Consider the following 10,494-nt stretch of genomic DNA (forward strand, 5'->3'; position numbering starts at 1 on the left):
GTGTCACTCCGCCTGGTGCAGCCGGTTCGTCGGCAGGAGCAGTTCCACGGTTGCCCGCATATCGGCAGCTTTGGCGATGGCCCCTTCCGCCGACGGCGCCACCTGCACCCGGTCGCGCCGAACTTCCTGGATGAGGACCTGCATCCGGCCGCCGCCGTCGACGTCGAGCCACCAGTCCTCGGTGAACATCCGCAGTCCGAGTTCATCCAGGAGACTTTCGGCGTCCTCCAGCTCCATGGCCTCAGCCCGCTGCCGGTGCAGGAGGTCGAAGGGCACAAAGCCGCCGTCGGAGGTCATATGGAGGTACCCGACGTGCTCGCCGTCGAGCTGGCGCCGGTGATCAAACGTGTTCTCAGCAGGCATGGGGTTGGGCATGGGCAGATTCTAGCGGTCCGGCACCAGCCGCCAGCCGCTGGAGTCCACTTCGACGACGGCAGGCAGCGCCGTCGGAAGTCCCTGCTGCCGCAGTGCCTGCTGCCCGTCAGCGGACGGAGCGCTGACCACAAACGTTTCGCCGCGGAACAGATCTGCGGCGTCCGCAACAAGAGCGAGGAGGGCAGCATGACCCTGGATTTCATACTCGCCGGCCACGCGGAGCCGTCCAAGCCAGGCCGGAACCGGAGCCTGGTTGGCCAGCAGGACGACGGTGGCCGGGCACTGAAGATCGGTCATGGTCCTCTCCTTCCATCGAAGCCACCATTGTCCACCGTTTTGCCGCGATCCAGCCGGTACAGCAGGCTAGGATGCCGGATATTACCGTGTGAGCAAAGCAGGCGTGTTTCTCAAGTTTCCAGGGGGATAGAAGATGATCAAGCACAGGCGGACACACGCCGTGAACACGTTCCTCGCAGGAACCGGGGTGGTTGTAGCGGCAGCGTTGGCGGGGTGCTCCGCAGGCGCCGCGGAAGAGCCGGCGGAGCTCTCGGACTTTGGTTCCATCGAGGAGCTCTCCGACGCCGTCTCCCGCGTTTTGGACTGCGAACCGGAATCGGGCGCGGAGCCGGTCACCCTCATGTTCGACGGCTATCTGCCCGAGTACGCCATGTGCTCAGACTCCGTTCAGCTGGTCCGCTATGAAAACCAGGCGGACCGTGCGAAAGTCTCCGACATGTTGCCAAATTCCCAGAACGGGCCGGAGGTCGTCGCTGAAGGCGGCAACTGGCATGTCCTGGTCCTCCCGACCGGGGAAGCGCCGCCCACCGCGGCGGAGATGGAAAACCTCGCAGACCAGCTGGGCGGCAGGTACATCACCGTGGCGGGCTAGCCGGGCATGCCAGTGCAGGGCTGGCGAATCCAGATCCGGGGCCGCAGCGGGGCAGCCCGCTAATGCTTCTACTGCTGGCTCCCAGCCCTTCACGGCCGGTAGTGTCTGCGCTCATGAGCGCCAATGATCCCGGAGGCCGGACGGACCTGCCCCAGGCCGGAGACGAGACCACCACCCTGCTGGGCTCCCTGGACCGGCAGCGTGCCACGTTCGCGTGGAAGTCCGCCGGGCTTGACGCGGCTGCGCTGGGCGTCACGGTGGGGTCCTCCACGATGACCCTGGGCGGCATGCTGAAGCACCTTGCGGGCATCGAGAGCATCTATTTCTCCTGGAAACTCTCGGGCAGCGACCCCGGCGCCCCATGGAACACCGTTGATTGGGAGAAGGACCGCGACTGGGATTGGCGGTCGGCCGCCAATGACAGCCCGGAGGAGCTCTACTCAATGTGGAACGACGCCGTCGCCCGGTCACGGCGCAGCCTCGCGGCAGCACTGCAAAGAGGCGGGCTAGATCAGCTGCTTCCTACGACAGACGCCGGCGGGGACAGGAGCCTGCGCCGGATGCTGATCGACTTGATCGAGGAATACGCCAGGCACACCGGGCACGCCGACCTGATCCGCGAATCGATCGATGGACTCGTGGGGGAGAATCCTCCGGCCTGACCGCGGGCCGTCCCACCGGAGCGCGGCTGTCGCCAAGTCTGCTTGCCTGGGCCCTGCTGCCTTTCGCCACCCCCCCGCACGTCCCCGCACTCGCGTCGATGGTGCCGGGGAAGCTGTGATTGTGGGAAAGTTGCGGTGGAGGAATTGCATGCCGCGCCAGCACGTCAACACACACATCGCACTGATCACCGGTGTGTGTCTTTGCCTGCTCGCCTTCCTCTTCTGGACCGGTCCGGAGCAGGATCAGTTGCCGCCGCAGGGGCAGGGACAGCAGCCGACGTTAGGACAGGGGCAGGCCCCGTATCCGGAACAGGGCCAGACGGCCAGCACGGCAGCACCGGACTACGACTCACCGCAGAGCATCAGTGTTGTGGTTAACAAGGCCCGTCCCCTCACGGACCCCGCCTACCTGCCCGAGGACCTGGCAGACGCCGGGGGAGTGACGCTGCGGGCTGAGGCAGCGTCCGCGTACCAGCGGATGAGCGCCGACGCCGCCGCAGAGGGCGTGGGCATGAGCGCAGTGAGCGGCTTCCGGCCGGCCGACGCCCAGGCCCTCCTGCATGCGTCCTACATTGACAACTACGGGGCCTCGGCCGCCGAATCCATTTCCGCACGGGCCGGATACAGCGAGCATCAGACCGGCCTGGCTGTGGACATCGGCAACCCCGACGGCGCCTGCTCGCTCCAGGCCTGCTTCGACACGACACCTGCCGGTGCCTGGGCTGCTGCCCATGCGTCCAAATACGGGTTCATTGTCCGATATCCGGATGGAGCGGCTGGTATTACCGGGTTCGACTACGAACCATGGCACCTTCGCTACGTAGGGGTGGATCTTGCCGGAAAGCTGGCCGGCGCCGGAATCACCTTGGAAGAGTACGCCGGGCTTCCAGCCGCCCCGGGGTACTGAGGACAACCAGCGTCCGGGTTGGATAGGACCGGTTCGCCGGTTCGGTGGGTTGGATAGTATCGGTTCGCCCGGTTCGCCCGGTTCCCCCGGTTCCTCCGGGCCGCCCGGCCCGGTTCCCCCGGGAACGCTCCAACAGCTCCCGGATCAGCCTGCCTCACGGCTGCGCCGGCCGCTGTCCAAGGCAGCCACCACACCGCCGTCGACCAGCAGGTCCACACCGGTGATGAAACTGGCGTCGCTGCTGAGCAGGAATGCTGCGGCGTTGGCGATGTCGCCCGGCGTGCCGAGGCGGCCGGTGCCGGAGCCCTCGATCATGGCGCGCATCTGCGCACCGGACTCACCGGCGAGCTCCTGCTGTCCCATCGGCGTCGAAACGACGCCCGGGCTGATGCTGTTGAGCCGTGCCCCGCGGCCGCCCCAGCGCACGCTTTCCGCCTGGACCCGCACCTGGTTGGCGCGCTTGGCCACGCTGTAGGCGTACCCCGGATTATCGATGGCTGTGATGAAAGGGAGCTGCAGGAGTTCGGCGGCAGGTTTCGCGGCGAGGCTGGCCAGGTCCTCGGCGGAAATCTGGCCGCCTGCCATGTAGGCGGCCATGCTGGAGATCACGACGCCGGCACCCCCGGGGGCGATCACCTTCTCGAATTCCTCCAGCACCACGGCGACACCGAATAGATCGACTTTCCAGATCGCCTCCACCGGCGCCTGTACGGGGGAGAGGCCGGCCGTGTGGACGACGCCGGTCACCGTGCCCAGTTCCCGGGCGGTTGCTGCCAGGCCAGCAACCGACGTTCGTGAGGAAACATCCACGCTGTGGGAAGCGACGTCGTAGCCTTCCGCCAGGGCGGTAGCCACCGCATCCTCAAGCAGGGCCTCGTTAAAATCGGCCAGCAGGATCTTCTTACCCGCACCTGACCTGCGCAGGACAGCCTGTCCCATGCCGCCAGCACCAATCACTACCAACACGTTAGCTGTCATGTTCCGCTCCAGTTCTCTCCACGGTTCGTCTGCCCTGTCCCGTTCGTAAACTACCCCGGGGTTCCGCTGTCGGCCAGAGCGCAGGGAATGGCAGAGGGCGTTTCCGCTGCCTGGGGAGTGGCACGGCTGAGAGGCGCCGAGGGCATCAGGGAACCGGGTTCGTGGAGCTCCACCCGGTAGGCGCCGCAGCGGACACATTCCCGGTATACGACGGTTCCCAGCGACGTGGGGTGTGTGGATGCCGTGGCCCACCCGTGTTCGCACGTTTGCTCGAAGCCGGTGCTGGCCGGCTGTTTTTGAGTTTTCATAGTGTCGAGCATGCTGTAATGGCCTTATGCATCTCAACCCTTACGGAGAGTACGCAGTACTGCTGGCCGCGTCGCTGGCGAACGACTGGCCCCAGACCCGCGGCGGGATCGTGGACCGGACCCGCGATTACGGTATGACGGCGGCCTTCGCGCAGTCGCCCGCGGACCACGGCGAGATCAGGACAGTCGTAGACCGGTGGCTGGAGATCGTGGATGCCAGTGGGACAGACCAACGTGCCATCCTGCTCAATGCGCTGATGAAAGACGCGGCGGCGTATCCCCGTCTCACTGACCACAACGGGGAAGGCTGGCACCTGCACTACCGGGACGAGGGACAATCAATGGCGGAGGCGCTGCTGGCCGTTTTCAGTGTGGGGACGGCCCTGCACCTGACCACCAGGGGAATGACCCGCTTGAGCCGATGCGAAGCTGGGCTGGCGCCTGGTGACTCCTGCCGGAACGTCGTCGTCGACATCACCCGCAACGGACGGCAGCGGTACTGTTCCGTGCGGTGCGGCAACCGGGCTGCGGTGCGCCGGCACCGGGCACTGCGGCCCTAACATTTAGGTTTAGTAGTAGGGGACGGGCTGGATCCGAAGCGGGGTCAGATCGGTTAACGGCGCACCCGATAGCGCTGGTGTTGCACCCGGTTGCCCTGAAGCACCAGGTCAGGATCCTCCAGCAGGTGCTGCGCATGGACCGACCCGAAATAGCGCTTGCCGGACCCGAACACGACGGGTACGACGTCCAGGCGCACCTCGTCGACCAGGCCCGCGGCAAGCACTTGGCCACCGACGTCGCCGGCAGCGACCTCGACCAGGCGGTCACCCGCAAGCTCCTGCGCCTTGGCTACGGCTGCCTCGACGCCGTTGACGAAGGAAAACGGTGCCTCGGGGTCCCAGCCCTCAGGCTCCGGCCGGTGCGTCACGACGACCACATGGTCGACCCCGCCCGGAGGCTTCCCGTCCCAGCCGTCAGTCAGGTCGAAGACGTGGCGGCCGACGACGGTCGCCCCGATCTGGTTCCAGTACGGCCGGGTGTAGTCGTAAGACGTCTGGGACACCTTCAACTGGCCGCTCTCGTCCAACGGCACGTCGCCGCTGGACAGCCAGTCGAACAGGGGGCCCGGCTGGTCGTTCTGGTCCGCGATAAAGCCGTCCACCGACACTGAGCCGTACATGACCACTTTGCCCATTGCGCTCTCCTTGCCTTGGAATGCCCCCAGTGCTTTGGAATGCCCCTAGATTAGCGGCTCGCGGTTCGCGGCGGATTAACCTGCTGAAGGAAGTTCACGCTGCGACTCTCACGGCGGGGCTGATGCACCTCCGGAGAGGAACGAAAAGAGTGGTTTGGAGACTATTTGTTGTATCCATTGCCTCAGTACATGAAGTCCCGTAGCGTTCATCGGGCCGCAAACAGGGTTCGCCTTCCTGGAGGCCGGCCGGTTGAACGTTTCGTCACGGGACCACAACCGAACCCGAGCCGCCCATTACCCGTGCTCTGGCTGAATCGGAGAACCTGATGACCGCAGTCATGCCGATGCTGACGTTGAACAACGACACCGCGATCCCGGCCGTGGGTTTCGGTGTGTACCGTAATCCTCCTGCCCGGACCACCGTGTCCGTGGAGACCGCCCTCGCCAACGGCTACCGGCTGATCGACACCGCGGCGGCGTACCAGAACGAGGCAGAGGTCGGCTCGGCGCTGAGCCAGTCCGGGATTGACCGGGCCGAACTGTTCATCACCACCAAACTCTGGGTGGACGACTACGGTTACGACTCCGCCTTCCGGGCCTTCGACGCGAGCCTGGCGAAACTGGGCCTCGACAGCCTGGATCTGTACCTGCTGCACCAGCCGCTGCCATCGGACTTTGATGCCACCGTGGCCGCCTACCAGGCGCTCCAGACGCTGTACGAACAGGGTCGCGTCCGGGCCATCGGCGTGAGTAATTTTGAAACTGCACAGCTGGCCGAACTGCTGGCGCGCACCGACGTCGTACCGGCGGTCAACCAGATCCAGGTGCATCCGTACTTCAGCGAACCCGAGATCCGGGCATTCAACCTGGAGCACGGCATCCTCACTGAGGCGTGGTCGCCGATAGGGGGTGTGAACAGGTACTCGTCCGACGCCGCCGGGACGAAGGATCCGCTGCAGGATCCAGTGATCACGGCCCTGGCCGCCAAATATCACAAGACTCCCGCCCAGGTGATCCTGCGCTGGGACATTCAGCTCGGGATCTGCGCAATTCCGAAGTCGGTGACACCCAAGCGGATCGCGGAAAACATCGACATTTTCGATTTTGCGCTGACGGCGGCCGAGGTGTCCGATATCAGTGCGTTGGATACCGGCGTCCGCGGTGGCCCGGATCCGCAGGATATCGTCCGGTCCTGAGGCGTCCGGGTCCTGGGGTGTCCGGGTCCTGGGGTGTCAGGTTCCGGGGGCGTCCCGGTCCTGGGGTGTCAGGTTCCTGGGGTGTCCGGCCCTGTGGTGCCCGGGTCCGGCCGGCGCTTGGCGGGTCTGCGTTTCCCGGGTCTGCTTCCGCCGTCCCGGTGATGCGCTTTGCTAGTGTTCGCTGCATGTTGTCTTCCCAGCTCCCACCGGCCGCTGCCCGGGTGCAGCACGTACTCGAGGACAAGGGCTCCGCTGCCCAGGTCATTGAATTGGACGGATCCGCGCGCACTGCTGCTGAGGCCGCCGACACACTGGGCTGCGAGGTCGGTGCCATCGGCAACAGCCTGGTGTTTATGGCCGACGGCGATCCTCTCCTGGTGATAACCAGCGGCGCCCACCGGGTGGACACCGCCGCGCTCGCTTCCCGGTTGGGCAAGGCGAAGATCAAGCGTGCCGCTCCCGAGCAGGTGCGTGCTGCCACCGGGCAGGTGATTGGAGGGGTGTCTCCGGTTGGCCATCCGGAACCGGTCCAGACGGTTATTGACCGCGACCTTGAGCAGTACGACGACGTCTGGGTTGCCGCCGGTACGCCCTACTCGGTTTTCCGGACGGATTTTGCCGAATTGCTTCAGCTCACGGGCGGGAACGTACTGCAGGTCGACTGACCTGAGCGGCTGGACGGGTACCCGTTTCAGGAGGATCAGCTGGGGACTTACCGCGCATTCTTATAAGTCGCTGTCGCCGGCGCCCCCCTTATTTGTCGATCGCCTAAGGAACGCCGAACTAATCCGGAAATTGCTTTGGAATGCTGTTGATAGCGAAAGGATCCTGAGCCCGTTTCAATCCGGAAGGTCATACCAACGGTAATTGGCTAGGCTGTCCACGAACGATCCCATCGCGGGACCGTTGAATCCACCGCAGCCCGGCAAAAGCGCGGGGCCCTAGACGTGGCCTTGCTGCTATACCGGTTGACGCCCACGCGGCCCTGCGCGCAGGGTGGAAGGAAAAACCACTGGGGCAGGCCACCCGAACCAGCCAACCGCCGTCGTGCCGGATTCCGCCCGGATGGGCGACACGGCTACGCCCTTGACGAGCTGTTGACGGGGGACTGCGAGGGGCGGGGACAGGACTTTCAGAGTGAGGAGGCTGCGGGAGCGATGGGCAATCGGGGAGCCGATGCTTACCGGCGAAGAATGGAGCGGGCCGCACGGGTCCGTGCCGAGGGAGCTCCGAACGGTGAGGAAGCTCAGAACGGTGGTGAGGCGGCGGAAACTGAGCAGGAAGCCGACTTGCGGCGGAGGAAAGAGAAGGTCGATCCGGCAGAAAAGGCGGACTACTTGATCCGTGACGCAATGATGCGCGGTGAGTTCGACAATCTGAAGTACGCGGGCAAACCCATACCTGGTCTGGGGGAGGGGCACGATCCCGACTGGTGGATCAAAGGACTTATCCAGCGCGAGAATCTCAGCGGCCTGGGACCTCCTGCATTGCTGCTTCGTGTTGAGGACGCCGAATTCGACGGCATCCTTGACACGAAATCTTCCGAGGCCCAGGTCCGGGAGACTGTCGAGGACTTCAATTCACGCATTATCGAGGCCCGCAGGCAGCTGCTGGGAGGCCCTCCGGTGATTACGAAGCTGCGCGACGTCGAGACTGAGGTTCGGCGCTGGCACGAACGCCGGGATCCGGAGGGGCTTCCCGAACCCGACGGCGAACCCCAGGTGCCATGGTGGCGTCGGGTTGGTCGGGTTGGTCGGGTTGGTCGGGTTGGGAGGCTGCGGAGGCTTGGGAGGCTGCGGCATGGCGGGCCGGGACGAGCTGGTTAGACGGGGGAGCCGGTTAGAGAGGGAACCGGTGCTCTTTCCGCGGTCCCGCACGGGTGTAGGAGCCTTACGTCAGCAGTACCCGTATTCAGTCAGCTGTGGCCCAATAAAAGCAAGTAGTTAACGGCAGATATCCCGTATTTGGTAGAGCCGAAAAGGCACGATTTTGGCCCTCAAATGTCAGTGCCGGATGAAAGCCTTGAGCTATGAACGGCTCTTCGGGCACCACCGGTTCTGACGCTAGGGGTTCCGGCACGCCTTCGCGTTCTGGCAGGAGTGCCACCCTGGCGGTTTTCTGCGTGGATGAGCAGGCTCCCACCGGGGCTGTGGAAACGTTCCCGAATGGTTTCGACGGCAGGCTGTCGCTGAAGGAACCTGGCTTTTTGACAGCGGACGAAGCCGGTCACACCCTTGCGAGGCTCGGTGCCCTGATTTCCTGGGCACAGGCGCAGCAGGCGCAGGTTGTGGCCCGTATCGAGAAGCTTTTCGCCCGTGACATCGTCCAAACTGCTGGCAGGGAGGACCACGCGTGGGCACAGAGCCTCGCCGCCGCCGAGGTCGGCGCCATTCTCCACCTGCCCCACATGAGCGCGCTGCGCCTTGTCAACGAATCAAACAACCTCTGCACCGGGACCATTCAGACACTGGAACGGCTCTCGGAAGGCAGAATCAGTTATCAGCACGCCAGGGTCGTGCTCGATGAGGTGCAGTACGTTCCGGATGACGAACGCGAGGGCGGAACCGCGGATGAATCCGGCGGCGAGGATCTGCTTGGACTTCTTGAGGGCAGTTCTGCCTGCAGCACGCGGGCGCAGTTTGAAACAGACCTGCTCGCCCATGCTGAAGGGCTCACCGCGGCGCGGTTCACAGCCAAAGCCCGAAGACTGCGAGAATCCCTATTCCCAGGGACCATTCCAGTGCGGCATAAGGACGCCCTGGCGAAGCGGCGTGTCTGTTTTGAGGCGCTACCTGACGGAATGTCTTGCGTCTCAGCCTTTCTTGCCGCAGAAAACGGCCTGGCCATCCACACGGCACTCTCTGTAGCAGCCCGCAGCGAGAAAGCAGCAGGGGACGAGCGTTCCATGGACCAGTTGCGGGCTGACATCCTGGGTTCGCTGCTGCTTGATGGAAGGCTTCCTGCCACAAGACTTGGAGATGGCGGGGAAGTAGGTTCGCAGGACCGAGCACCCATACCCGACCAGCCCTCTACCCGCCGCCGGATGCCCCCAGCCGGTCATCGTTCGGCATCGGGCGGGACGATGACACATGGTCAGGTCTCTGGACCCCGCGGGGAACCCGGCACCCACAAGACCGAATCGTCCGCGAGCGCGGGTGACGCTAGTGGGTTTGGAACGCCGGGCAGACCGTATGGCAGAAAGGTGAGCTCCCGGAAGCGGGGAGCACACAGAAAAGGAATGCGGACGGAGGTTATGGTCCTCATCAACGCCGACACCCTCGCGGGGATGGATGAAGCCCCGGTGGAACTCAATGGTTACGGTCCGCTGAGTCCCGAAGCAGGCCGCCGAATGATCTATGAGGCCCTTTCCTGGACGCCGTTGGTTCAGGACCCAACGACCGGGGCGATCCTTGGGGTTGGACGTCGTCGGCGAATTCCCTCCGGCCTTAAGCGTTGGCTCCAAGCCAGGGACGGCACCTGCCGGTTCCCCGGCTGCGGAGTGAACGCACAGGTTTCGCAGATCGACCACACCCGGCCATGGGCTCAGGGCGGGAACACCGAACACTCGAACCTTGAACATCTGTGTCCAAAGCACCACAGGTTCAAAACCCTCGGACACTGGAAGGCCACGCAGCCAGAGCCGGGGAGCATCCAATGGACGTCGCCGACTGGACGCAGGTACCGGACAGCACCGATGCTCGGGTTTGGTACCGGGAAGGCGCCTGAAGGAGAGTGGAATCTACCGGCCCCTGCTATCCGACAGGGCAACCAAGGCAACGGTGAAAGCATGCACCGATTGGACGGAAACCTTCAGGATCTGGACCCGCCGCCCTTCTGAGTGACTGAGCGGCGGGAACGGGTTGGCAGGTCGCCTGCCCGGGTGGCATAAGACCATACAGAGGGGCGGTCCTGCTGGCTGATTAGGTGTGGGCGGCGAACCGAGCTCACGGGGTGGCGGGATGCAATGTGACCCGCGGGCCAACG

General features: G+C 64.7%; 12 protein-coding genes. 8 read left to right on the forward strand and 4 right to left on the reverse strand.

Annotated elements, in window-relative coordinates; translation table 11 throughout:
• Positions 1 to 3: 3 nt before the first annotated feature.
• On the reverse strand, positions 4 to 375 hold the full coding sequence (locus RTN46_RS08430; protein WP_312180538.1) for a serine/threonine protein phosphatase: 372 nt from the start codon (positions 373 to 375) through the stop codon (positions 4 to 6).
• A gap of 9 nt (positions 376 to 384) precedes the next feature.
• Entirely contained in the window at positions 385 to 672 is a 288-nt protein-coding gene (locus RTN46_RS08435) for a hypothetical protein (RefSeq protein WP_312180540.1), read from the reverse strand.
• A 133-nt stretch (positions 673 to 805) separates the two neighbouring features.
• Between RTN46_RS08435 and RTN46_RS08440 the strand changes: the two genes are divergently transcribed.
• From RTN46_RS08440 to RTN46_RS08450, 3 genes are all read left to right on the forward strand, one after another.
• Positions 806 to 1,264: a hypothetical protein gene (locus tag RTN46_RS08440; RefSeq protein WP_312180542.1), complete on the forward strand. Its 459-nt coding sequence runs from the start codon at positions 806 to 808 to the stop codon at positions 1,262 to 1,264.
• A 113-nt stretch (positions 1,265 to 1,377) separates the two neighbouring features.
• Complete coding sequence (locus RTN46_RS08445; RefSeq protein ID WP_312180543.1) at positions 1,378 to 1,926, forward strand: DUF664 domain-containing protein; 549 nt, start codon at positions 1,378 to 1,380, stop codon at positions 1,924 to 1,926.
• Positions 1,927 to 2,074: 148 nt separating this feature from the next.
• The gene (locus RTN46_RS08450) at positions 2,075 to 2,833 is read left to right on the forward strand and encodes a M15 family metallopeptidase (RefSeq protein ID WP_312180544.1); all 759 of its coding nucleotides are present in this window, start codon (positions 2,075 to 2,077) and stop codon (positions 2,831 to 2,833) included.
• A 144-nt stretch (positions 2,834 to 2,977) separates the two neighbouring features.
• On the opposite strand, the gene RTN46_RS08455 is transcribed toward RTN46_RS08450, so the two are convergent.
• Complete coding sequence (locus tag RTN46_RS08455) at positions 2,978 to 3,811, reverse strand: SDR family oxidoreductase (protein ID WP_312180546.1); 834 nt, start codon at positions 3,809 to 3,811, stop codon at positions 2,978 to 2,980.
• Positions 3,812 to 4,145: 334 nt separating this feature from the next.
• Here RTN46_RS08455 and RTN46_RS08460 point away from each other — a divergent pair, with 334 nt between their 5' ends.
• Positions 4,146 to 4,679 (forward strand): CGNR zinc finger domain-containing protein, encoded by a 534-nt coding sequence (locus tag RTN46_RS08460; RefSeq protein WP_312180548.1) that lies wholly within the window; start codon positions 4,146 to 4,148, stop codon positions 4,677 to 4,679.
• A gap of 53 nt (positions 4,680 to 4,732) precedes the next feature.
• On the opposite strand, the gene RTN46_RS08465 is transcribed toward RTN46_RS08460, so the two are convergent.
• A complete protein-coding gene (locus tag RTN46_RS08465; RefSeq protein WP_312180549.1) occupies positions 4,733 to 5,314 on the reverse strand; it encodes a dihydrofolate reductase family protein in 582 nt (193 codons plus the stop codon).
• A 326-nt stretch (positions 5,315 to 5,640) separates the two neighbouring features.
• Here RTN46_RS08465 and RTN46_RS08470 point away from each other — a divergent pair, with 326 nt between their 5' ends.
• The 4 genes from RTN46_RS08470 to RTN46_RS08485 all read left to right on the forward strand — a co-directional run bounded on the left by RTN46_RS08470 (position 5,641) and on the right by RTN46_RS08485 (position 10,348).
• Positions 5,641 to 6,510 carry an aldo/keto reductase gene (locus RTN46_RS08470; RefSeq protein WP_312180550.1) on the forward strand — a complete coding sequence of 290 codons (870 nt, stop codon included), beginning with the start codon at positions 5,641 to 5,643 and terminating at the stop codon, positions 6,508 to 6,510.
• Positions 6,511 to 6,698: 188 nt separating this feature from the next.
• On the forward strand, positions 6,699 to 7,175 hold the full coding sequence (locus RTN46_RS08475) for a YbaK/EbsC family protein (protein WP_396157522.1): 477 nt from the start codon (positions 6,699 to 6,701) through the stop codon (positions 7,173 to 7,175).
• A gap of 492 nt (positions 7,176 to 7,667) precedes the next feature.
• A complete protein-coding gene (locus RTN46_RS08480) occupies positions 7,668 to 8,336 on the forward strand; it encodes a DUF1992 domain-containing protein (RefSeq protein ID WP_312180554.1) in 669 nt (222 codons plus the stop codon).
• Between the two features lie 323 nt (positions 8,337 to 8,659).
• Positions 8,660 to 10,348, forward strand: a complete 1,689-nt coding sequence (locus RTN46_RS08485) for a DUF222 domain-containing protein (RefSeq protein ID WP_312180556.1) — start codon at positions 8,660 to 8,662, stop codon at positions 10,346 to 10,348.
• Positions 10,349 to 10,494: the final 146 nt, after the last annotated feature.

The organism is Arthrobacter sp. (assembly GCF_031988865.1).
Classification (GTDB): Bacteria; Actinomycetota; Actinomycetes; order Actinomycetales; family Micrococcaceae; genus Arthrobacter_B.

Excerpts from the sequence above, each read along its gene's own strand:
- RTN46_RS08470 (WP_312180550.1), top strand. The coding sequence starts at position 5,641 with ATGACCGCAGTCATGCCGATGCTGACGTTGAACAACGACACCGCGATC.
- RTN46_RS08440 (WP_312180542.1), top strand. The coding sequence starts at position 806 with ATGATCAAGCACAGGCGGACACACGCCGTGAACACGTTCCTCGCAGGA.
- RTN46_RS08445 (WP_312180543.1), top strand. The coding sequence starts at position 1,378 with ATGAGCGCCAATGATCCCGGAGGCCGGACGGACCTGCCCCAGGCCGGA.
- RTN46_RS08465 (WP_312180549.1), bottom strand. The coding sequence starts at position 5,314 with ATGGGCAAAGTGGTCATGTACGGCTCAGTGTCGGTGGACGGCTTTATC.
- RTN46_RS08480 (WP_312180554.1), top strand. The coding sequence starts at position 7,668 with ATGGGCAATCGGGGAGCCGATGCTTACCGGCGAAGAATGGAGCGGGCC.
- RTN46_RS08430 (WP_312180538.1), bottom strand. The coding sequence starts at position 375 with ATGCCCAACCCCATGCCTGCTGAGAACACGTTTGATCACCGGCGCCAG.
- RTN46_RS08455 (WP_312180546.1), bottom strand. The coding sequence starts at position 3,811 with ATGACAGCTAACGTGTTGGTAGTGATTGGTGCTGGCGGCATGGGACAG.
- RTN46_RS08435 (WP_312180540.1), bottom strand. The coding sequence starts at position 672 with ATGACCGATCTTCAGTGCCCGGCCACCGTCGTCCTGCTGGCCAACCAG.
- RTN46_RS08450 (WP_312180544.1), top strand. The coding sequence starts at position 2,075 with ATGCCGCGCCAGCACGTCAACACACACATCGCACTGATCACCGGTGTG.
- RTN46_RS08460 (WP_312180548.1), top strand. The coding sequence starts at position 4,146 with ATGCATCTCAACCCTTACGGAGAGTACGCAGTACTGCTGGCCGCGTCG.